This is a genomic window from Mucilaginibacter sp. (assembly GCF_965277465.1).
Taxonomy (GTDB): domain Bacteria; phylum Bacteroidota; class Bacteroidia; order Sphingobacteriales; family Sphingobacteriaceae; genus Mucilaginibacter.
Window position 1 is genome coordinate 453,536 of record NZ_CBDICW010000001.1, and the last position, 22,197, is coordinate 475,732.

A 22,197-nucleotide genomic window follows, 5' to 3' on the forward strand; every position below is an offset into this window, starting at 1 on the left:
TTTCATTCCAAGGGCTGCCTGATTTCATAAAATAGTTAAGGCCCGTATCAAGCAACAAACATGAAGTTAACCTACAAATTTTTCCAACTGCTAGCATTTATTTTATTATGTGTATCAGTTTCAGCAGTTCATGCTCAGCAAAGCCTCCGATGGATGCAACAGCCTGCCGTATCACCGGATGCTAAATGGATTGCTTTTGAATATAGAGGAAATGTTTATAAGGTTTCTTCACACGGTGGTAAAGCGATTCCATTGACGAAAGAAATTTCTTATAATGGTTACCCGATATGGAGTCATGATGGTTCCAAGATTTCTTTTGCTTCAGATCGAAATGGGAATTTCGATGTTTACATCATGTCCTCTTCAGGTACCGAACCAAAACGATTAACATTTAACTCCACTAAAGACATCCCTTATGAATTTTCAAATGATGATGTTTCCGTCTATTTTGGAACTACCCGTCATGATGTTTATTCATCGGTCCGCTCTCCGCAGGATAGATTTTTTCTAAAACTTTTCAAAGTTCCTGCATCAGGAGGAGCCAGTTTGATGGTCAATAGCGCCGGAATGGAATTCGCTCATTTTAACCATCAGGGAGACTTAATTATTTTCCAGGATAACAAAGGTAGTGTTGAAGACAGCTATAGAAAACACGCGACATCTTCGGTTACCAGAGATATCTGGAGTTTCAATACTAAGACGAACGTCTATTCTAAATTGTCGCCTTTTCCTGGTGAGGACCGGGAACCATTGTGGGGCGACGGTGATGATTTTTACTATTTAAGCGAGCGAAACGGCAACCAAAATCTTTTTAAATCTTCAACTGCGGATACAGGCAAAATTAAACAACTCACGTTTTTTGAAAAAAATCCGGTTCGTAATCTTTCCAGGTCAGCAAACGGCAGTTTTGTCTTTACTTATAACGGCGATTTGTATACCTTTTCAGAGGGACGCATTCCGCATAAAATTATTGTCAAGTTTAGTGAGGCCGCCAAAGACAGCATTATTTCAATCCCGGTAAAAGGCTCATCCGGTGATTTCGATGTTTCTAAGGATGGAAAACAAATCGCCTTCGTAATGCGCGGAGACGTATATGTAACCTCTACAGATAGTAGCAGTATTACCCGGAGAATCACCAATACCCCTTATGTCGAAAGTATGGTGAATTTCAGCCCTGATGGTAAAAAGTTACTTTATTCCGTTGAACATGCAGGCTCCTGGGATATTAATCAGGTAACCATTGCAGACCCAGCTGAAAAATACTTTTACACTGCAAAAGCCCTAAATACAACCAGTATTATCGCCGGGCCGCAAGATGAATTTCAAGGGGTTTACTCACCCGACGGAACAAAAATCGCTTACCTGGAGAATAGGGAAATTCTGAAGAGTTACGATGTAACAACCAAAGCAATACATACGCTGCTTCCCTATGGCATCAATTTTTCCATGAGAGATGGCGACCAATCATTCACCTGGTCACCAGACAGCAAATCTATTTTAGTGCAACATGGACATCAAAATATTATCCTGGTCAGTGATGATGGGTCTGGTAGGCGAATAAACGTAACAAAAAGCGCATTTGAAGATAAACTGCCGCATTGGGGACCTTCAGGCAGTACCATGTATACACTTTCTGCAAAAAACGGACTAACCAACTTCACCCGCGATCAGAGTCAGTTTGATATATTAGAAACCTTTTTTGATAAACGGGCGTGGGATGATGACCGGCTCGATAAAGCGGAAGATAAGTCTTTAAGTAAGATCGAAAAAATATCGACTTTATTTTCAGACACCACCTATCATACGAAGCAGCTTACATCCTCTCCGGCGAAAATTAACGACTTTGCAGTATCCAGGGACGGCAAACTGATTTATCTGCTCGCCAGCTATGAAAACAATTTCGACCTCTATACACTGGATATAAAGTCCAAAGAAATTCATCTTTTTTCAAAACTTAATGCACAAAATCCGAAGATGAAACTAACCAATAATGGAAATACCATAGTATTAATTGGTGACGACAGCCAGTTTAAAACGATTGACGCTATTTCGGGGAAAGAAGTCGCTGTGACGATAAATATGAAATCGGAAATTAATATTACCCAGGAGCGTAATGGAGTTTATGACCATATATATCTATTGATAAAGAAGCGATTTATGGACCCGAAGTTAAACGGTGTTGACTTTGAGTATTATTACACCAATTATAGGCAGTTTCTTCCATACGTCAATAATAGTTACGATTTTAAAATCCTTGTATCCGAGTTGCTCGGCGAATTGAATACTTCACACCTGGTTCCTCAATTATCCGTCTCTATTCCCCATGCGCAATACACGGCCTCTTTGGGTTTACTATATGACCTGACGCGAACAGACGACGGCCTTTTGGTAAAGGAAGTGATCGCCGGAGGTCCATTTGATAATGAAAGCACCAAAATGCGCACGGGCATGATTATCGATCAAATTGACGGTCGAAAAATAACTATTGACGACGACTGGACTAAATATCTAAATAACAAAACAGATTCTACCGTTAGGGTCAGTTTTCATGAGTTGAAGACCGGGAAACAATACAAAGAAAAAATTCGCGCAATTGAGTTGCGAGACGAGACCTATAACTTAATGCAAGCACGCTGGGTGAAACAAATGGAACACTTAACGGATAGTCTTTCCGGCGGTAAAATTGGGTATGTTTACATTAGCCAGATGGATGATGATAATTTCCGCTCCTTTTATGATAAAGTGTTAGGGGGCTATGCCGATAAAAAAGCTTTGATCGTTGATACCAGGTTTAATAACGGCGGCGATTTATTGGACTTACTGACATCCTTTTTGAGTGGTAAAATTTATTTGACTGAAAGAAGGCAGGGACAAGTGACTGAAGGCGGTGAGCCAGACACGAAATGGACCAAACCCAGTTGCATCATAATGAATGAGTCCAACTATTCCGATGCTTTCAGGGTGCCTTTTATTTACAAATATTTAGGATTAGGTAAAGTTATCGGTATGCCCGTACCCGGAACAGGAACTGCCGCAGTAGCTGAAAGGCAATTGATTCCTGGTTTTGCTATAGGAGTTCCACAGGGTGGCACTTATCGTCCCGGCGATGTTCATCCTTCGGAAAATCACCAGTTGATGCCTGACATATTAATAAACGATGATTATTCAACCATACTCAATGGCAGGGATCAGCAAATAGAAGCTTCGGTTAAGGAGCTTTTAAAAACAATTAAATAACTACCCATCATGGAAATAATGCAGCATAAATTAATGGTTCCTCTTTCGCTGCTTTTACTCTTTTTTGTCTATGCGGATCTATCAGCACAGGATCAAAAGCCAATTCAAAAAAGCTTAAAAATAAAAGACTATTCACCGCTGATCAGGCAGTTGGATAGCCTTATAAAGAAAAGAATGGCTCAATACAACATTAAAGGTGTTTCCATATCCCTGGTTGATGACAAATCGGTAATTTTGCAAAAAGGTTTTGGTTTTACCGATAAAACTCAACAATCTACAGTAAATGAAAAAACCTTATTCAGCATACAATCTATTTCAAAGACTTATTTAACTACTGCATTCCTGATGGAGGCATCTAAAGGGAATTATAAGCTTGACGATCCGCTTACTAGATACTATCCGTCATTTTCTATAAAGTCGAGGTTTGGGACCAATGAAGCCCAAAAAATAACGCTTCGGCAATTATTAAGCCACCGGGCCGGATTTTGTCAGGAAGCGCCTGTTGGAAGCAATTATGATACTGTACACTGCACCTATAAAGAACATATCAAAAGTATAAGTGATGGTTGGCTGAGGCTTCCGGTGGGGAAATTTTACAGTTACTCAAATGAAGGACTAGATTTAATTGGATTTGTGCTATCAAAAAAGGCAGGGATTTCTATCGGCGATTACCTGAAGCAAAATTTATTAACCCCGCTTGGGATGAATAATAGCACCTATAACCAGGATGAGGCCTATGACTATGGTAATATAGCCAAAGGTTATTACAGGAACAATGAATTAAAAAAGACGTACATAGCCGATGTGGCAGCCGGCGGACTTTACTCCAATGCCGCAGATATGGCTAAATTTCTTCGATACCAATTTAATGATTGTAAGATTAACGGGAAGCTAACCATATCACCTGCATTACTCACTCAAATGCATACGGTGCAGTTTAAACTTGGTGAACAAAAGGCGGGATATGGCTTAGGTATTATGATAAAACCTTATCATGGGGCCACTTTATTATATCATCCGGGAGGTGGATACGGATACAGTGCAGAGCAAGCATGGATTCCGGGAGCTAAATTAGGCGTTGTAATTTTAACAAACAGTGCTGACGGGTACGCATTTAATCAGGAAATCTTCAATGAGGCATTGGAAGGGATGCTAAGCGTCAAATTCGGATCGCTAAAAGCTGACAAACAACACGTTCACAAACCTGTTATTCAATTAAGCGATAGGTACCTAAAGAAATTAACAGGAACTTATAAAACGGGAAGAAGCCTGGCAGAAATTAGGTATTCAGCTAAAAAACTATTATTAATTTCCGGTTCCGACACATCTTTTTTAACTGCAAACAGCAACATAAAATTTTCAGATGCTAAGGGCAATGAACTCATCTTTCATTTCAACAAAAATGGCACGCCTGCCTATTACATAAATGTGAATCAAAACGATGCTGATTTTTACATCTTTAATGACGCGGCAAACGATAAACCCGGGGCCAATAAGGCATCCTGGAGGGCCCTGACAGGCACTTATAAAGGATATAATGACAGGCAGGAAGAAATTATCAAGCTATTTATGAAGAACGGTTACCTGTATTGTTCAGCGGGCGGCCCAACAAGGGTGAGCGAATATAAGCCGGGTTTACTTTTTACAGCAGACGGAGAGTCAATCTTTAAAAGGAACAGCATCCTGTATCTTGGAAACCGCAGCTATTATAAAAAATAACTATCACTGATTTGCTTACCTGCTATTTAAGCCGATAGTGTTATTGATTTCATTTAAATTCTATGATAATAGTTTTACAGCATAAGTTAAGATTGACAATAAATTCAGATAATTTCGGCTTAGAATTAACAGATATTAAAATGTGGCATGTTCAGTAAGCTAAACAAGTGGGCAGGGGTAGCGATTTTCGCTATAGCGATGATGGTAGTCTCCTGGTATAGTCTGAAGGGCCATGGGTTAACAGATTCCGGAAGGGTCGTCCAATGGATGGCCGGAGACCTGCTTTTTATTTTGATGTATTGGAGTTTATACCGTTTAGCCTTTAGATCGATTAGCAAAAAATGGCCATTGGCTTTCCAGGTCAGAAAGCGCTTATTCTTCCGGCTACTATGGGTCATCGCTTCGATTTTGATCATTGGCGCCGCTTTGGATACCTTAAATTACGGCTTGCCTTATTTTTTTAAGGTTGGCAACAACCTCCAGAATTTTAATCACCTGGTGGAAAATAGCCTTTTATTTATCGCGCCGCTTATCCTTATTTATAACATTTACCTTTTTTTTCGTTTATATGAGCAAAATATTATTGAGAATGAACAGCTTAAGAAAGAGGCCCTGGTCGCTCAGTTTGAGATCCTGAAAAATCAAATAAGCCCGCATTTTTTATTTAACAGCCTGAATGCTTTGATTGCACTGATACCCAAAGATGAAATGATGGCAGTTTCTTATACGCAAAAGCTGTCTAATGTCTATCGGCGATTATTGGATAATACCGGAAGACAAACGATCAGCCTGTCAGAGGAATTAATTTTCCTGGCTGATTACATCTTTATTTATGAAAGGCGCTTTGGGACTAAAATGGCGGTGAATATGGTTTTCCCTGATGATATCAAGCAACAGTTGGTCGTGCCGTTTGCGCTGCAAATGCTGGTTGAAAATGCAGTTAAACATAATACTATTTCGCGGAATAATCCGCTGACCATCCGGCTTTTTATCGAAGACGATCATATTGTGATAGAAAACAATCTCCAGGTTAGGAAAGCGCCCGTTGTCTCTACCGGTATAGGTCTTGAAAATATCATTAACCGCTACAATTTGTTAACCGGGAAACAGGTGATCGTTCTAAATACAGGCACCCATTTCCGCGTGTCATTACCGCTGATCCTTAAAGAAGATATTTATGAAAGTAATTATTATTGAGGATGAGGAACTCGCAGCAGAGCGGCTCGCCGGTATGCTCACGCAACTTGATCCAACGTTAGAAGTTATCGATGTCATAGAAAGTGTAGATGATGCAGTACGGCGATTTTCAGGCGGAATCCAGCCCGACCTGGTATTTATGGATATCCGGCTGGCCGACGGCGAATCTTTTGAAATATTCGACCAGGTAAAAATAACCACACCGGTGATCTTTGTCACCGCCTATGACGAACATGCCATCAGGGCTTTCCAGGTCAACACCATAGATTATTTACTCAAACCGGTGGAGGTAGCAGCGCTCGAAAAGGCACTTGCCAAGTTTCATGCATATGCGCCTGTACCTTTGAATATTATGGCGCTCTTGAAATCATTGAATACCGGTTCTACAACTTCCGAACCACCTCGGAAATTCAAAGCGCGTTTTTTGGTCAGGTCTGGCGATAAATTTATTCCGGTAAGTACAAATGATATCAGCTATTTCAGCTTCGAAAACAAATTGTCCTTTCTGCACCTGGCAAACGGGACGCGTTATATGTTGGATCAAACCATGGACGAACTGGAGGCCACCCTCGATCCCGGCCTTTTTTTTCGCATCAGCCGCCAGTATATCGTTTCCTTTGAATCGGTTAAAACGGTGCATAATTTTTTTAACGGCAAACTTAAAGTATACCTTCACGCGTTGCCTGAAGATGGCATCATGGTCAGCCGCTACCGTGCTAATTTGTTAAAAGAATGGTTGAACCGGTAGTGGCCGTCTTTTGTCTCCCATTCTTAAATTCACTTTCATTTCAGTCAGTCTAATTAACCACTCGTACCTAAATTCCCGCCCTTGGGATACATTATGATTTCCTTACGAGGGTTTGCCTATTACTATTGCAGGAAATAATCAACGAAAGACATGACCACAACCCTAAAAACGCTGGCAGTAATGATCACCCTGCTGATTGCCCGTACCCAAATTGATCAGAAAAGTCCCCTGCTGATCGGTAGCTGGAAGGTAAGCGATATACACGCGGAATACCCGGCAACTTTGACAGCCATGGAAAAGATGAAAGCGGAACAATCCTTTATGTCAATGCAAAAAATGTTCGAATCTTCACCTTTTATTTTTGAGAAGAACGGTGACCTGACCGTTATGCAGAAATCTGCCAGCTGGGAATTAGCCAAAGATGAAAAATCTTTCAAGATCATCCTGATGAAGAATGAGGGCCTCGACGCCAACATAGTTTCTCTCAGTGCAAAAAAACTGGTCTTCACCGTATTAGACCACGACATCAAAGAGACTTTTGATCTTGAAAAAATCAAATAATAAACTAATTGCCAGTTATTTATATCGTTTATCAACAAATTTAATAGGTTATGCTTAAAAAGATATTGACCCTGAGCCTTTCTGTCGCTTGCCATTCCTGCTTTGCGCAATCAGGGCCTCCACCCGCTGAAGGGCCGGATCGCGGTTATATTGTTAAAGTCGGCCAGGAGGCCCCGGACAATTTCATTCTCAAATTAACGGATGGGACAACCACATCACTTAAGGCACTTCGCGGAAAAGTTGTTGTACTGCAACTGACGGCCAGTTACTGCACCGTTTGCCGTCTGAAATTTCCGCACTTGGAGCATGAGCTGTGGTTGCCATTAAAAGACAAAAACTTTATGCTGATAGCCTTAGACCGGGATGAGCCACTCGCTAAGGCCATTAAATTTAAAAAAGATATTCAAATTACTTATCCGATGGCGCTTGATCCCGGAGCAGAAATATTCGGCAAGTTTGCTTATAAACAAGCTGGAATCGCGAGGGACATTGTCATAGATCAAAATGGCAGGATAGTCTTTCTGACAAGGCTCTTTGATCAGAAAGAATTTGAAGAGATGACCTTGAAGATTAAGAGTCTCCTGTCCAAATCCTTATAATGATAACGTAGCAACGCGATGATGCCAATCGGAATTACTTATGGGGAAGGAGTTGTTAAGGAAACCCGTTAAATAAAATCGAAATACAGCGCATTGAGCATGAATTGTGCATTTTTTTAATTAAAGGTTGCTCTAAACGCCAGGGGAGAAAGATCGGTTTTTGATTTGAAAAATTTGCTAAAAGACTGAGGATGTTCAAAGCCCAACCGGTAAGCAATTTCACTCACTGAAAGATCGCTTCCAACCAATATTTCTTTTGCCTTTTCAATAAGCTTCAGGTGTATATGCTGTTGTGTGTTATGCCCGGTTAAAGATCTTAATAAATCGCCCAGATATCTTGGTGATACGCCCAACTGTTCCGCCAGCAGTTGAACCGATGGTAATCCTTTTAGTAAGGCGATTTTATCATTAAAGTAGTTATCTAATAGTCGTTCTAATTTCTCAAGTACCAGGTTATTAATCGGCTTTCGGGTAATGAACTGTCGCTTGTAGAAGCGTTGGCTATAGTTAAGCAGCAATTCGATTTGCGATAGGAGAACATCCTGACTGATGTCGTCTATGGCCGTCTCCAGTTCTTCTTCTATGTTTTTCGCAATTGCACTTATAATGGACCGCTCTTTACCGGATAGATGAAGTGATTCGTTAACGGAATAAGAGAAAAAATTGTAACTTTTGATTTTGGCATCCAATAGGTAATTTCGCAGAAAATCGGGATGTATCAACAACGTAAAACCGGCGTCCGAAAATGGCGTGTGCATGATCGTTAGCGGCTGTCCCGGAGAAGTAAATATCATTCCTCCTTCATCAAAATCGTAAGTGGTTTGACCATATTTAGTTTTGCAGCCTGCAGATTCATTGTAAGTGATGTTGTAAAAATTCATCATAAAGGATGGGCTGAGCATGTCCCCGGTAATTTGCACTTTACTGTAATCTAATAGACTGATCAAAGGATGGAGCGGCTTCGGCAAGCCAAAAGCACGTTGGATCTCCGTTATAGAATTGAAGATACGCGGTTTGTTTTTTTGCGCTGATTTCATTTTTTGTCCTTTAATTGCCGGTAAATTAAAAAGTATTTACCGGCAATGTGTTGTTAAATACTGATTAACCTTGAACCATTCCACGGACAAAGTCTCTAAAAGCCTCATCGCCAATCGCAAGTCTGTGCGCGTATAAGTTTTTCGCGTCTTCACCGCATACATAACGCAACGTATTTTTGCCGTCTGTTGCGGCCTCGTAGACTACTTCTGCAATCTGTTCTGCAGTTGTAACGTTAGTGCCTGAGCCGATCACGGCTAAAAATTTATTTAGCAAGGTTTCATAGGCAGGGTGAGAAGCGATGACTGAACTTGCTCCATTATCGGTGGCAACAAGACCGGGCTCTATATTTTTGATACCAATACCAAATTCGTTCAGTTCATAGGATAGACTTTCGCTCCAACCTTCCAAAGCCCACTTACTGGCATCATAAATTGAACTTACTGGGAAACCTGCAAGGCCTGCACTGGAGGTTGTCGTGATAAAAAGACCGGCCTTTCTTTCACGAAAATATGGGATAAAGGCTTGTGTAACCCGGACAACGCCAAAGAAATTAGTTTCCATTTGCTGAACCAGCTGTTGATCGGTAATAGCCTCCAAGGCTCCCAGTAAGGTGTAGCCGGCATTGTTAAATACTATATCTACAGGTCCGAGTGATAAAGTTTCCTTTACAGTGTCCTTAATTTGCTGAAGGTTCGTTACATCCAGCGGTAGTAAGGTTATATTCTCCAATAAATTTAATTCCTGCTCATTTTCGGGTTTGCGCATCGTTGCGATCACATGCCATCCCTTGCCAGCAAAGTGTTTTGCGGTGGCTTTTCCAATCCCGGTAGAGGCACCCGTAATAAAAATTGTCTTTTTCATATATTTATTTTAATACAAAAGTCCCTAATCACAACTTGCTGGACGTAACTGATTTGGTAAATTTTGTAGCCAAATTGGTAAGCTTTATATTGTTATATACAAATTTTTGTCGCTTACTCTTCTTGGTTCACTCATAACTAAACGTTAGTTATATATATAAAGTGCAATTCACCCACTGCTCCGAATCACAGGTTGGGCGCGTTTCCCTGCGACCTAATGGGAATTTCTCAAGCAATTTTATGGAAAGTTGTTAATTAAGCAGGAAAACACCCCGGTGACAGAGCTTCTGCTTTTTGAATTAATTAATGCTGGGGCTGGCAATATTGATATTAATAATCATTAGATATTAATTTATAACCCATGCCGCGTAAACTGACAATTTCCACACCTGGCTCATCTTTAAGCATTCTGCGCAGATGGGCCATAAATACATTCATACTTTTGGAATTATAGTAGTTGTCATCCCCCCATATCTCCAGCAGCGAATCCTGCCGTTTTAAAATGTTGTTTTTATGAAGCAATAACATTTCGAGCAGCGCAACTTCTTTGAAAGAAAGCCTGTATTCACCTGAACTGGTTAACAATTTCTGGTTAACAGTATCCAGCTCGCAATTCCCAAAATGATAAACGGTAACTCTCTTATCAGTAGACGCATCCGACCCGAACCGCTTCAGCAAGGATTCGATCCTTACCAATAATTCCCCCATATTAAATGGCTTTTTAAGATAATCATTTCCACCGCTCTTAAAGCCGTTAATAACATCTTCAGGAAGTGATTTTGCACTTAAAAAAATAATAGGTGTTTTAGATCCCAGCCCCCTTATGTCATCAGCAAGCTTATAGCCGTCTTTTAAAGGCATCATAATATCGAGTATACAAATATCCGGCTGCGCGCTTTTAAACAGGTCAAAAGCCTCCTGCCCGTTACGCGCCTGCAAAACTTCATAACCGCTTTCCACCAGGCCATCTGTAATGATGCCGGATAAAACCGGCTCATCTTCCGCATATAACACTTTCATAGCTGCTTAAATACTGGTAAATACACCATAAATTTACTTCCCTTTCCCTTCTCACTCTGAACATTAACACTACCTCCGTGCATTTCAATGATCTGCTTTACATAATTCAGGCCGAGCCCGGAACCTTCAACATGCGGCACATCGTAAGCGCTGGAAACCCTAAAAAAACGTTCAAATATTTTATCATGGTAGATCGCTTCAATACCCGGCCCGTTATCTTTGATACTGATCTTCACTGTATCTGCATCAGAGGTACAGACAACCACAACATGTACACCCGCCTGGCCATACTTCAGCGCGTTCTCAATCAGGTTGTAAAAGACATTGGTCAAGTGAACAGGATCTCCGCTAACAAAACAGGGTTCTTCCAAAGGCTCGTATATAATTTTCGCATTCTTATTAATGACCTGAACGCTCATCGAAGCTACAACAAGCTTAAGGCATTGCTGAACGTCGTAAAGTTCCTGGTGCAGTTTAATATTTACTTTATCTAAATCATCCAGCCGGAGTGCCTTATCAATCATCTGTTTTAATCTTTGCAGTTCTGTTTTACTGATCTCTAAATAAGTGTTAAGTTTTTCGGGTTTAGCCAATAAATTATAGCGGGTGATAGAATCCAGAGCAACTTCGATAATGGCAAGCGGCGTTTTAAGTTCATGGGACATGTTATTGGTAAATGCCGCTTTAGCTTCTGCATACAACTGTTTGTTGGCGATGGATTTCAAGATATAATAACAGGCGAAACCAATCAGCAGGATAAGGACAAATGCTGAACAGATGTAAATACGCATCCGCCATAAAACCAGACTGTCCAAACCTGGCACGATCAGTTCGTATTTATTTTTGGATCTGAGGTCATAACTATATTTACGGGAACGGAAAGCAGGATGGGTTACCGGATTGTTGATACTATATGTTATTTGTTCGTCATTGTTCCGGTATCGGAAGGCTCCGTAATAGGCGTCCACATTTAAATCAGCCTGTTTCAGCAACACTTTTACGGTGCTGTCCATCTTTAACACAGAACGCTGGTCAATCGCTAACATTCCGGGGCTTACTTGCTTTGGAGAACTAGGAGCCATTGCGACATGATTCACCACAGTCTTTCCGCTGTAAACCTGTAAGTGAATATTAACCACAACACTGTCCCTGAACGCGGAAGAAGCAAAGGAGCTGTTTAAGTAACGGTTAACCTCGCTGTCAGTGATCGCGTCAAACGCAGTTTTCAAATTGATCCATCTGGGGGACAAAAAAAATTGCCGATAGTCGCCGTTTCCACTTTTATCTCCCAACAGGTTCTTGTACATCGCCTCTCTTGAAGCTTTGTTCACCACCTGTTCCAGTTCCTCTTCAACAAGCTGATATTGTTTTTTGAAGAGCTGGTTAAGCCAAATCAGCTGCAGACAGACGGCCAGCAGGATAATGCCAGACATAATTGGAATTAAATACCTGTTTGCAATAATTTTCACAGAACAAAAGTGGTCAATAAAAGTGACTGAGTTTCAGCATACTTAAGATTTAACCTTATTTAATCTTACTTAACCTGCCTTAATCTTAACCCGTGGTAGGTTTGCTGTATGAAAAAGTTACTGATAATGTTCATTTTAAATCTGCCATTTTTGTTAATCGCTCAAACACGGATTAAGGGAATGGTCACTGACCGGTCAGGCCATCCGCTTGATGCGGTAACCATAGCGTTAAGCCAGCAAAATAATGCGGCGACTTATGCGCTTGCCGATTCAGGGCGTTTTACTTTGAATACAAAGAGTCGCGGGTAGTTTTACCCTCACTGCCACACTTATCGGATATAAGACCATTATAAAGTCTATAACGCTGCCGAAAGATACGCTGCTGATTATTATGGAGGAAACTGCAAAGCAGTTAGGCATGGTTACCATTTCAGCCACGAGACCTGTCATTGAAAGAAAAATTGACAGGGTCGTATTTAACGTAGAAAACAGCATTGTCGCCAGCGGCGGAAGTGCCTGGGATGCCATGACCAAAGCACCGGGCGTTCAGCTGAACAGCGGCAATACACTGGCTGCTGATAAAAAAAATGTAACGGTATATGTCGATGACCGGCCGCTGCATTTATCGGCCGATGAGCTGACCACCTATCTTCAGGGGCTTCCCTCAGACGCGGTTTCAAAAATAGAGGTCATTACAAACCCGCCGGCAAAATATGATGCAGAAGGTGGGGCGATCATTAACATCGTAACCAAAAAATCAAAATCGGATGGATTGAATGTCACCCTGAATTCCGGCTATACACAGGCGACCTATGGAAGCTATAATGCCGGGGCGATTTTCAATTACCGTAAGGATAAACTGAATGTTTTCGGCAGTTACAATTACAGCAACAGGGATAAAGATTATAAAGAAACAGACTTTGTAAACTACAATACCCCAGGTAATCCTTCTTTCTGGAACAGTGATGTTGTTAATCACCGGAAATCAGCAGTCAATAATTATAAACTTGGGGCTGATTACCGGCTCAGTAAAAACCAGGTAATCGGATTTCTGGTTACCGGCTATAATGCGGCTGGTAACGGGCATAGCGAAACCAACACTTCCGTAGCAGGCGGCAGCAACGCAACACCTGATTCCCTGCTTCATACCATAACGAACAGTAAAAGCAATACCACCCAGATCGGGTTTAACGCGAATTATACGCTGAAAATCGATACAACCGGAAAAAGTTTGACCGTAGATTTTGATTACCTTCCATTTAGGTCAACTAACAGGCAGTTTCTGGATAATTATTCCTTCCTGCCTGACGGTAGCCCTGCATCAGCCCCTTATCATATATATACCCCAACCACTCAGGGTATCAATATATACTCGGGAAAGGCAGATTATACCAGCAAATTATTTAAGCGCTGGACATTGACATCAGGAATAAAGTACAGCAGCATAAAAACTGACAATACCTTTAATTATTTTAACAACGCAGGTGCGGTACCCGTTCTGGCCAGTAACCAGAGCGATCATTTTACCTACACGGAAAATACAGCAGCATTGTACACCAGCATTAATGGAACCGTAGGTAACTGGACATTCCAAGGCGGTTTACGCGGTGAATACACAAACAGCCGGGGTTTTTCAGCTACACTTGATTCGTTAAATAAACGTAGTTACTTTAAGCTTTTCCCTACCGCTTATGTGATTTATAAACTAAACGACAACAGTGATCTGCAACTGACCTACAGCTACCGTATTCAGCGTCCCGAATATTTCAGGCTGAACCCCTTTAAAACCTATGTTACACCTTATTCATTTGTTGAGGGAAATCCTGCATTACAGCCTTCATTTGTTCAGAATATAGAACTTGGCTATACCTGGAAGAAGCAGTACAACATCACAGGTTATTACAATGTTACACATGACATGTTCACCTACGCAACGGTACAGGATAACGTGGATCATCTCCTTTATACTACCCAGCAAAATCTCGGCTTCAGTTCGAACGCAGGTGTCCGCCTTTCAGCGCCATTTAATCCGGCAGGATGGTGGGAGGTTAACGCCACGGCTGATTTCTCCCGGCAAACTGAAAGGTCAGCATACTTGCAGGGAAGTTACGATTACCATAAGTTAACTTTCAGCGGGACCGTTGACCAAGCCTTTACCATAAACAAAGGTGCGGGGTTGAAAGCAGAATTAAACGCTTGGTATAACACGCCGCATATTGCCGGAATATTTGATATCGCACGAACTTATGATGTTAGCTTCGGTATCCGTAAAACAGTTTTTCATGACGGAACGGTGAAACTGGCCGCAAGTGATATTTTCTATGGAAATTCATTTAATGTGAGTTCACACTACCTGAACCAGGATAATGGCTCACTCATGAAAGGCGATACACGAAATATTAGCCTGTCATTTAGCTACAAATTCGGTAAGAATGTAAAGGATGCGAAGAAAAGGGAAACTTCAAATGAGGACGAAAAAAAAAGGGCGCGCTAATGTAACAAACCGGGCATTTTGTAAAAATTAAATATCAGACCACCTCATATACTTATTACCTTGCTTAAATTTCAACAAACATGACTTTGAGAAACTTATTCGTGACCGCGCCTTTAGTACTATTTTTTTACTTTGGCTGCCATGCGCAAATCAAAAACAATCAAAAATCAATCATAATTCCTTTTGAAGCTCCCAAGTGGGATACTACTGCCGCAAAAGCGGAATTTGTCACTTACAAAGGTGTAAAAGCTATTAAAATGCACCCCAACGGCGGACAAATCAATTTGAAAGGATTAATCTTTACTAATGGCACCATCGAGTTCGATACGCAGCCGATCGATGCGGAAACAAGGGGCTTCGGTCCGATAGGCATATACTTCCGTCAGCAGAATGTAAAGGAAAGCGAATACGTTTACCTGCGAACCAAAAGGGATGATAGCAAGCGCGACAACGATGATATCCAATATGCACCGGTTGTAAACGGTGTGCTGCTCTTTAATATGATGTCGCCTTATGATGGGCCGGCACCTGTACACAACAAGGAATGGAACCATGTTAAGCTGGTAGTTTCCGGTATGCAAATGCGCATGTATGTAAATGATATGAATGAGCCCGTTTTAGAAATTCCAAGATTGGAAAGTAGCAGCAAAGCAGGAACAATCGGATTTGACGGGCTTGCCTATTTTGCAAATTTGACCATTAAGCCAAATGATGTAGGAAATATATCTCCCCTGGAAGGAATTGACCCTACTAAACACGATATGAATTATATCCGGCAATGGGATGTTACTTCCTCAAGGATCAAGGGACAAGGAAGAGAACTAACAACCGGTGATCTGCCCAAAGACTCCACGCAATGGAACGGGATTACTGCGGAAAGGCGCGGGGTTGTCAACTTATCCCGCAAATTTGGAGCAAGCGACACCAGCCGTTACGTTTGGTTGAAAACCACCATTAATTCAACAAAGGATCAGGTTATGCAGATGCAACTTGGTTTTTGTGATGAAGTCTATGTTTTCGCGAATAATAAATTAATTGATGCCGATAAAAATCAATTCGGACTTCCGCTCGCCAAATTTCCGAACGGATGCCTAAATATTGATAATTCGATGGTCAACATCCCTCTTAAAGCCGGTTCAAATACACTGCTAATTGGTGTGGTAAATAACTTTTATAGTTGGGGCATTATTGCCAGGCTCAGGAATTTAAGCGGAATTACGCTGACAAATTGAAAGGTAGTTTACTTGGCGCACTGGCTTGTCCATTGTTGCCGAGAAGAAGGTAGTTACCATGAAGTCTGCTTAATTGACTTGAAACTTTCCTGCATGGCTGTTATGCGCTTAAATTAGCCCACTTAAGTTATATAGAAGTCTTAGGCGATTATTCTCTTCAGCTTTTGCTGACCGTTGCAGGGACTTATCAGGAGTTTTCAGACACTTAAAGCGCGGCAAACCCACACTTGACCATTGACTGCTCAATAGACCAACATTAAAGGGCACCCTGTAGGTTCTTTTGGACTAAATGAGGTAACGTGTGCTGATAAAATACAGTTAAGCAGAAGGGCTAATATCCATTGTCTGCCCATTGTTGTCAATAACACTTTTAAGCATATTTTTTGCAAGGCTAATTTCAAAATCATCTATTTTGGTAACCCTTAAATTTAAACTGTTTATTTCATCAAGCTGTTTAAGGCATTTTGAAATAATTTTCAAAGCCTTAAAATCTGTTTTATCTGCTAAAATGCTCATAACGATTAATTTATAAAGGGGGTGTTTAGCCCCCTGTTGGTTATTGTTAGTTTAACGTATTACCATGTTTGGCAAATTCAGTGCATAAATCAAAGGCGGTTTGACTGCGTTGCAACCCCGTCCCGTACATGATGCTTTTAAATTTGCTTTCATCATCCTTGAAGTTTCGGACATTCTGAAAATATCCCGTAACCGCATTGTAAGCACCAAACAAAGTTCCTTTTGTGGTCGCTTCCTGCTGTGTTGGGCTGGTTAGGGCATATTCCATAACACTACTTACCATATTATTATAAGTAGTGCTTAATTCGTCCTGCTTCCCGTTTTGCAGATTTTGCAATACTTCCTTATTCGGTGCCATTGCAATTTGTATCAAATGCTTAACGGCATTATCTGTAATACGGATTTTCGACCAATGGTTAAACACTTCTTCCAGTTCGTCGGCTAACTGGTTGGTAATCCCTAATAATTGATGTGCTTGTTTTAGCCTTTCGTTTGCGCTGGCGGTATGCCGTATTTTAATGCCGTTGCTATGGTTACGCATGGCAGCGTTTAACGTATTGGCGCAAACTATCCTAACAGGTGTAAAAGCTGCGGTAATACTGCCGTAACCATCGTGCGAAGTAGTTAAAAACAAATACTGCTCTATTAAATCATCTTTTCCAACCCTGATATAATCGGGCAGTTTAGCGGTAATAAAAATACGCTCCCCTTTGCCCAACGCTCCGGCGGTTTCGTATAAAATCCCGTCCTTACCCCCTACGATGCTATCGAAAAACTCAAAGGCGTTTACATTCTGTACCACTTCGTAATCTTTGCCAACTACGCCCAAAACTTGTTCAGTATCGTTGCGGATGGTGGCGTAAAAATCGGGCACTTCAATTTCGGGGATTAAAATATCCATGTCGGGGTCGCCTGTATGATTTTCAGTATCATACGTAAATAAAGGGCGTTTTTCAACGGTGTAGTTTAACCCTGCGTGTATAATCGCTTCTGCGCTCGTGGGATAATCTGTAATGATCTGCCCTAAGTTGTGCCAGGCTTTTTCCTTTACTGAAAAAAAACTGTGCTTTGCTGTTTGCTCGTTATAATTAAGATTGTGTGCCATTGTTGTTTTTGTTTAATTGTTCTTTATTCAGTTTAATAATCTCTGTTTCCAATACTTCCACATTGTCGGTACTGCCGATGCTGTATTGGGTTTGGTTTTCCAATTCTTTCATAGCATCCTGTATATGCTGGTACTTGGTTTGGATAACCACTTTGATAAATAGAAATACGGTGTCTGTCCTCATTGGATTAGTTGTAATTATTAATGAAATCGTTTAACTCGGAATTGAAAACTGTGGGGTTTTCATTTGCTAATTGCTGTGCATAACCATCCCAAAAAATTTGGTTGGTTAATTCGATAAATAATTCTAACATTGTCTTAGCTTTTAAGAAAATAGAAGTTTTTAAAAACGCTCCCTGCAATTCAGATGCAGGGGGCGTTTTCCATTAATTAAGCGGGAATAATGATACCTGCTTCAATCTGCGCCAGTTTGTCTAGACAAAGGGCGTTCACATACTGCGTTACATGAAAAATGATTACCGGGTTTTTAGTGGTAAAGCTTTTGCCCTTGTCATCTGCAATGGTTAGTTCGCACCGGGAATAATTGGTTATCCCGCTTTCTTCGGCTTCATCCTTTTGGTTAACCTCAAAAGCTTCCAAACTTTGGATTGTATCCATTAATTTATCCCGTTGCACCTTACGGCGGTGCAGTTCTTCCACCAATTTTAACGTACTCTCTAAATTCAGTACAGGTTTAGCGGGTTTTACTTCCTCGGCAACTTTCTTTGGTTCTTCTGCCTTTGGCTGTTCTGCCACAAATTTGGGACTGTTCTCCGCCTGTACTATTTCTTTAGGCTGTTCGGTTGCCTGTACGGGTACAGGGGTTTCCGTTTTCTTCGGTTCGTCCTTTTTGGCTTCGCCGTTTAAAGTGGTACTTACAGGCAAATTGTTTGCCTTTGCAGTTTCGTTATTGTTACCTGTGATATTTGCCCTGTTATTGTTAATCTCTGTTGTTTTTACTTCTGCGGTTTTCATAATTTCTAATTTTTAAAAGTTTTTAATAAATTCAGTAATTGCCCTAATGAGGCGTTTTGCAATGGCGGGGCGGTTTGTCCGTTCCGCTGTTGGGCTGTGTGTGGTGGGCTTCTGCCGTTTGCTGTTTTCATGGTTGCTTTTCTTTTTAAAGTCAGTCGGCAGGGCCTCCTGGCTTTTTGTTAAGCAACCTCACCTGAACACAAGCCCTTTGTAAGGCAAGACTTTGCGAAAAAAAATACGCTTGCGAGGAACGAGCAAGGAAGATTTTTTTTCAGCAAACCCGCAGGGCCCCGGTCTTGACGTCAAAGGGCTTGTTCAGAAATTTGCTAACCAAAAAGCCTGGGGGAATTTTTAAAAGGACATAGAAAACAGTATTAGAAAACAAGGAGTGGCGGTAAAAAGTTCGTGTGGTTTGGGTGAGCGCAGGCGATGCCCAAATCGCACGGTCTTTTAAAATGCAGGGAAGCGGCTGAATGAGGGACGAATGAAGTGACTGGACCTGCTGAGATACCTGGTGTCAATGCGGCTTGGCATAGTCAGTATGGTGCAGATTATTCACCAAAGCTTATAGGAGTTTATTGTTTTTTTGCCGACGATAATAATTACATTGATTTGAAATTTAAAGTTTAGCCACCATTTGCCGGGCTTCCTGTACCAGTTCCTCTTTTTCTTTAACCGATGTTGTGAAGCCGAAATTTTCCCGTGCTTTGGCATATTGGTTTAGGATGTATTGGAATTTGATTTTGAGACTTTCTTTGGTTTCCAGTTTTTCCGCGATTGTTTTAATCAGACGCTCCGTTTCCGCTGATTTTTCGATGTGTGCCTGGTGACTATTTATTAAATCTTTATTCGCTTTCAACACCTGACCGTTAAAGCAGTCCAGTATTTTGATTTGGGATTGTACCATGCGGTCAACTTCGGTCTTGACAGGAATTAGTATTTTTTCTTCCTGCGCCCGGATGAAGCGGATGTAAGTGTCATGATTTTTAACAAGCGTATTTTTAAGTATTTCATCATTGATGTCAGAAGGGTCCTTTTTGGTACGGTGGAAATATTCTACCATCTTATTGAAGAACTGGAACTTGCTTAAGCTGAATTTTTGGGAAAGTTTACTAAGCTTTTCGTCTGTCTCCGCTGAAAAACGGAGGGTCTTGCTATAATTGTCTTTTGTGCTCATTTTGTTTGTACTTATAAGGTGACTTATGGTTATTTCGGCCTTGCCGATAGTCCTGGGGCCTCAACTTATACCAGGAGTATAAGTTAACCCCCCGTAGCGATAGCGTAGGGCAAGCAAAGTAGGGCTCTGCCCAACTTCCGCTTGCTCCATTTTTTTTCAAAAATGGACGCGGTTAAAACTCCAAACGATGCTTCGCACCGAAGCCGCTTGCCGGCTGCAATACCGCTTCGCGGGTTGCACCGGGGCGGCGCTTGTCCCTGTGGGCTAAATTCGCTGTCGCGGTGAATAAGAAATGGCAGCTACTTCACTTTTAACAATTACAAATCATCCGATTTATACCCAATTCTTTTGCGCGGTATCGGTTCATTTTTCTTTTCCAATAGTTCATCCAAATAGCGGAATACGATCTCCATGTTTTTATCCTGGTTATCCAACTTTGATTTTATTTTTTCCACCTCTAATCGTAAATCAGTATTATCAAACAGCATTTGCCGCAGTTTGGTGAAAATGCGAATGATCTGTATGTTGACCTTAATCGCCCGTTCGCTGTTTAAAACGCTGGATAACATAGCAACTCCCTGTTCGGTAAAACAAAAAGGAACATACCTTAAACCTTGTTGGTCTGATTTGGAGGTCACAAATTGTGACCTCCAAATTTGAAATTCCTCTTTATCCATTTCAAACATAAAATCCTCCGGGAACCTTACGATGTTACGTTTTACAGACTGTTTCAAAACCTTTGTTTCTACTTGGTATAGCTTAGCCAGATCACGGTCTAACATAACTTTATGATCCCTTATGTAATAGATTTGGTTCATTACTATTTCATCGGGTATTAGTGCGTTCTCTTCCATAATTTGGATGCTTTTAATTTGTCTTAAATTAACTTAAGGTCGCAAATTGCGACCTTAAGTTTTTGAGTAATTTATTCATTAGCAAATTTTTTCCTAAGCAATGCCATATCCTTACTGACTTTCAAATCCAAAACTTTTGCATAATGCTGTGTGGTTTTAATATTGGTGTGACCTAACATCTTGCTCACACTTTCGATAGGTACGCCATTAGATAAAGTTACCGTTGTAGCGAATGTGTGCCGGGCCATGTGAAATGTGAGCGTTTTAGTAATACCGCATATATCAGCTATTTCCTTTAAGTAGCTGTTCATCCGTTGATTACTCAAAACAGGCAAAACAAGGTTCTTATTTACGCATTGCGGGTGATCGGCGTATTTGTTTACAATGTCGGCGGCTATGGCTAATAACGGTATTCTTGAATTGGTATCTGTTTTTTGCCTTGTTGTAAATATCCATTGTTCACCGTCAACACCTTTAGCTATTTGGTGGCGTTGTAATTTCTGCACATCTGCATAACATAAGCCGGTATAACAGCAGAATACAAATATATCCCGCACCTGTATCAGCCTTTCAATAGTGATACCCTTAATCACTATGGCCTCCAGTTCATTCTGCATTAAAAACTCTTTTTCTTTCGCTTTGGCCTTTGATCTGTAATTGATAAATGGATTATCACTTAACCATTTGTTAGCTAAACAATTGTTAACGATCTTTTTTAGGTGCTTTACATATTTGGCGGCAGATACCCCGCTGCATTTGCATACCGTTTTTAGGTAAAATTCATAATTGACAATAAAGGCATGGTTCAAACTTTTAATATCCATATCAGCTATGCCATATTGATGCTGCACAAACAACGACAAGTGTTTATATGAACTGCGATAACTTTTAAGGGTGTTGGCTACAAAGCCATTGCCAATTAATGCTTTTACCTGGTCGTTATGCTCATTAAATAACGCTACTATATAGTAGGGTTTTTCTGCACGGCCAATAAATTGATTACGTAACCTGTCGGCGGTAATACTTTCACCTGCTCCAATTAGTTGCTGGTGCGCATTCATTACTTTGGCTTGCAACGTGTCTAAGTAACTGTTTAAAGCCCTTACTTCCGATTTAGTGCCAATGCCCCGCCCAGCGTGGTTGTTCCACCCTGATGGCTCACAATCCCGTCCGGCAGACACTTCCGAACGTTTGCCATTAACGGTGATACGCATATAGACAGGCATGTTACCTGATACGTAAGCTTTTTGTTTCTTTAAATAAAAAAGCAGATTGAAATTAGTTTTCATGATTACAAGCATTAAAAAGTTAAACAAATGTATGCTTGCAACTAATAGGTATCAAGATGTTCAATTATTGAACTGGTTGACAGTCAATAATTTACAGCGTTTTTGGT

General features: G+C 40.9%; 20 protein-coding genes. 9 read left to right on the forward strand and 11 right to left on the reverse strand.

Annotated features, from left to right (window positions below):
• Positions 1-60: 60 nt before the first annotated feature.
• The 6 genes from ACQY4U_RS02030 (at position 61) to ACQY4U_RS02055 (ending at position 8,061) form a co-directional block, all read left to right on the forward strand.
• Positions 61-3,237 (forward strand): S41 family peptidase, encoded by a 3,177-nt coding sequence (locus tag ACQY4U_RS02030; protein WP_428327699.1) that lies wholly within the window; start codon positions 61-63, stop codon positions 3,235-3,237.
• Positions 3,238-3,246: 9 nt separating this feature from the next.
• Positions 3,247-4,956, forward strand: coding sequence for a serine hydrolase domain-containing protein (locus tag ACQY4U_RS02035; protein ID WP_428327700.1), 1,710 nt, complete (start codon positions 3,247-3,249; stop codon positions 4,954-4,956).
• A 147-nt stretch (positions 4,957-5,103) separates the two neighbouring features.
• A complete protein-coding gene (locus tag ACQY4U_RS02040; protein WP_428327701.1) occupies positions 5,104-6,153 on the forward strand; it encodes a sensor histidine kinase in 1,050 nt (349 codons plus the stop codon).
• On the forward strand, positions 6,134-6,901 hold the full coding sequence (locus ACQY4U_RS02045) for a LytR/AlgR family response regulator transcription factor (RefSeq protein WP_428327702.1): 768 nt from the start codon (positions 6,134-6,136) through the stop codon (positions 6,899-6,901). The genes ACQY4U_RS02040 and ACQY4U_RS02045 overlap by 20 nt, the downstream gene beginning before the upstream one ends.
• A 150-nt stretch (positions 6,902-7,051) precedes the next feature.
• Positions 7,052-7,462, forward strand: a complete 411-nt coding sequence (locus tag ACQY4U_RS02050) for a hypothetical protein (RefSeq protein WP_428327703.1) — start codon at positions 7,052-7,054, stop codon at positions 7,460-7,462.
• Between the two features lie 50 nt (positions 7,463-7,512).
• A complete protein-coding gene (locus ACQY4U_RS02055) occupies positions 7,513-8,061 on the forward strand; it encodes a TlpA family protein disulfide reductase (protein WP_428327704.1) in 549 nt (182 codons plus the stop codon).
• A gap of 116 nt (positions 8,062-8,177) precedes the next feature.
• Here ACQY4U_RS02055 and ACQY4U_RS02060 read toward each other — a convergent pair whose 3' ends face one another.
• From ACQY4U_RS02060 to ACQY4U_RS02075, 4 genes are all read right to left on the reverse strand, one after another.
• Positions 8,178-9,098, reverse strand: coding sequence for a helix-turn-helix domain-containing protein (locus ACQY4U_RS02060; RefSeq protein ID WP_428327705.1), 921 nt, complete (start codon positions 9,096-9,098; stop codon positions 8,178-8,180).
• A 64-nt stretch (positions 9,099-9,162) separates the two neighbouring features.
• Positions 9,163-9,960: an SDR family oxidoreductase gene (locus tag ACQY4U_RS02065; RefSeq protein ID WP_428327706.1), complete on the reverse strand. Its 798-nt coding sequence runs from the start codon at positions 9,958-9,960 to the stop codon at positions 9,163-9,165.
• A 329-nt stretch (positions 9,961-10,289) separates the two neighbouring features.
• Entirely contained in the window at positions 10,290-10,979 is a 690-nt protein-coding gene (locus ACQY4U_RS02070; RefSeq protein ID WP_428327708.1) for a response regulator transcription factor, read from the reverse strand.
• Positions 10,976-12,448, reverse strand: coding sequence for a sensor histidine kinase (locus ACQY4U_RS02075; protein ID WP_428327709.1), 1,473 nt, complete (start codon positions 12,446-12,448; stop codon positions 10,976-10,978). Before ACQY4U_RS02075 ends, ACQY4U_RS02070 begins: the two co-directional genes overlap by 4 nt.
• Before the next feature lie 108 nt (positions 12,449-12,556).
• Here ACQY4U_RS02075 and ACQY4U_RS02080 point away from each other — a divergent pair, with 108 nt between their 5' ends.
• From ACQY4U_RS02080 to ACQY4U_RS02090, 3 genes are all read left to right on the forward strand, one after another.
• A complete protein-coding gene (locus ACQY4U_RS02080; RefSeq protein ID WP_428327710.1) occupies positions 12,557-12,757 on the forward strand; it encodes a hypothetical protein in 201 nt (66 codons plus the stop codon).
• Positions 12,758-12,839: 82 nt separating this feature from the next.
• Positions 12,840-14,942: a TonB-dependent receptor domain-containing protein gene (locus tag ACQY4U_RS02085; protein ID WP_428327711.1), complete on the forward strand. Its 2,103-nt coding sequence runs from the start codon at positions 12,840-12,842 to the stop codon at positions 14,940-14,942.
• Between the two features lie 80 nt (positions 14,943-15,022).
• Positions 15,023-16,174: a hypothetical protein gene (locus tag ACQY4U_RS02090; protein ID WP_428327712.1), complete on the forward strand. Its 1,152-nt coding sequence runs from the start codon at positions 15,023-15,025 to the stop codon at positions 16,172-16,174.
• 318 nt (positions 16,175-16,492) lie between these two features.
• Here ACQY4U_RS02090 and ACQY4U_RS02095 read toward each other — a convergent pair whose 3' ends face one another.
• The 7 genes from ACQY4U_RS02095 to ACQY4U_RS02125 all read right to left on the reverse strand — a co-directional run bounded on the left by ACQY4U_RS02095 (position 16,493) and on the right by ACQY4U_RS02125 (position 22,090).
• The gene (locus ACQY4U_RS02095) at positions 16,493-16,690 is read right to left on the reverse strand and encodes a hypothetical protein (protein WP_428327713.1); all 198 of its coding nucleotides are present in this window, start codon (positions 16,688-16,690) and stop codon (positions 16,493-16,495) included.
• Between the two features lie 46 nt (positions 16,691-16,736).
• Positions 16,737-17,795, reverse strand: coding sequence for a DUF932 domain-containing protein (locus ACQY4U_RS02100; protein ID WP_428327714.1), 1,059 nt, complete (start codon positions 17,793-17,795; stop codon positions 16,737-16,739).
• Entirely contained in the window at positions 17,779-17,979 is a 201-nt protein-coding gene (locus ACQY4U_RS02105) for a hypothetical protein (protein ID WP_428327715.1), read from the reverse strand. Before ACQY4U_RS02105 ends, ACQY4U_RS02100 begins: the two co-directional genes overlap by 17 nt.
• A 206-nt stretch (positions 17,980-18,185) precedes the next feature.
• Positions 18,186-18,770: a hypothetical protein gene (locus ACQY4U_RS02110; RefSeq protein WP_428327717.1), complete on the reverse strand. Its 585-nt coding sequence runs from the start codon at positions 18,768-18,770 to the stop codon at positions 18,186-18,188.
• Positions 18,771-19,389: 619 nt separating this feature from the next.
• Entirely contained in the window at positions 19,390-19,947 is a 558-nt protein-coding gene (locus tag ACQY4U_RS02115) for a BfmA/BtgA family mobilization protein (protein WP_428327718.1), read from the reverse strand.
• Positions 19,948-20,264: 317 nt separating this feature from the next.
• Entirely contained in the window at positions 20,265-20,801 is a 537-nt protein-coding gene (locus tag ACQY4U_RS02120) for an ORF6N domain-containing protein (RefSeq protein WP_428327719.1), read from the reverse strand.
• Positions 20,802-20,872: 71 nt separating this feature from the next.
• Complete coding sequence (locus ACQY4U_RS02125; RefSeq protein ID WP_428327720.1) at positions 20,873-22,090, reverse strand: site-specific integrase; 1,218 nt, start codon at positions 22,088-22,090, stop codon at positions 20,873-20,875.
• Positions 22,091-22,197: the final 107 nt, after the last annotated feature.

Coding starts and splice junctions, on each gene's coding strand:
- ACQY4U_RS02030 (WP_428327699.1), top strand. CDS start 61: ATGAAGTTAACCTACAAATTTTTCCAACTGCTAGCATTTATTTTATTA.
- ACQY4U_RS02035 (WP_428327700.1), top strand. CDS start 3,247: ATGGAAATAATGCAGCATAAATTAATGGTTCCTCTTTCGCTGCTTTTA.
- ACQY4U_RS02040 (WP_428327701.1), top strand. CDS start 5,104: ATGTTCAGTAAGCTAAACAAGTGGGCAGGGGTAGCGATTTTCGCTATA.
- ACQY4U_RS02045 (WP_428327702.1), top strand. CDS start 6,134: ATGAAAGTAATTATTATTGAGGATGAGGAACTCGCAGCAGAGCGGCTC.
- ACQY4U_RS02050 (WP_428327703.1), top strand. CDS start 7,052: ATGACCACAACCCTAAAAACGCTGGCAGTAATGATCACCCTGCTGATT.
- ACQY4U_RS02055 (WP_428327704.1), top strand. CDS start 7,513: ATGCTTAAAAAGATATTGACCCTGAGCCTTTCTGTCGCTTGCCATTCC.
- ACQY4U_RS02060 (WP_428327705.1), bottom strand. CDS start 9,098: ATGAAATCAGCGCAAAAAAACAAACCGCGTATCTTCAATTCTATAACG.
- ACQY4U_RS02065 (WP_428327706.1), bottom strand. CDS start 9,960: ATGAAAAAGACAATTTTTATTACGGGTGCCTCTACCGGGATTGGAAAA.
- ACQY4U_RS02070 (WP_428327708.1), bottom strand. CDS start 10,979: ATGAAAGTGTTATATGCGGAAGATGAGCCGGTTTTATCCGGCATCATT.
- ACQY4U_RS02080 (WP_428327710.1), top strand. CDS start 12,557: ATGAAAAAGTTACTGATAATGTTCATTTTAAATCTGCCATTTTTGTTA.
- ACQY4U_RS02085 (WP_428327711.1), top strand. CDS start 12,840: ATGGAGGAAACTGCAAAGCAGTTAGGCATGGTTACCATTTCAGCCACG.
- ACQY4U_RS02090 (WP_428327712.1), top strand. CDS start 15,023: ATGACTTTGAGAAACTTATTCGTGACCGCGCCTTTAGTACTATTTTTT.
- ACQY4U_RS02095 (WP_428327713.1), bottom strand. CDS start 16,690: ATGAGCATTTTAGCAGATAAAACAGATTTTAAGGCTTTGAAAATTATT.
- ACQY4U_RS02100 (WP_428327714.1), bottom strand. CDS start 17,795: ATGGCACACAATCTTAATTATAACGAGCAAACAGCAAAGCACAGTTTT.
- ACQY4U_RS02105 (WP_428327715.1), bottom strand. CDS start 17,979: ATGAGGACAGACACCGTATTTCTATTTATCAAAGTGGTTATCCAAACC.
- ACQY4U_RS02110 (WP_428327717.1), bottom strand. CDS start 18,770: ATGAAAACCGCAGAAGTAAAAACAACAGAGATTAACAATAACAGGGCA.
- ACQY4U_RS02115 (WP_428327718.1), bottom strand. CDS start 19,947: ATGAGCACAAAAGACAATTATAGCAAGACCCTCCGTTTTTCAGCGGAG.
- ACQY4U_RS02120 (WP_428327719.1), bottom strand. CDS start 20,801: ATGGAAGAGAACGCACTAATACCCGATGAAATAGTAATGAACCAAATC.
- ACQY4U_RS02125 (WP_428327720.1), bottom strand. CDS start 22,090: ATGAAAACTAATTTCAATCTGCTTTTTTATTTAAAGAAACAAAAAGCT.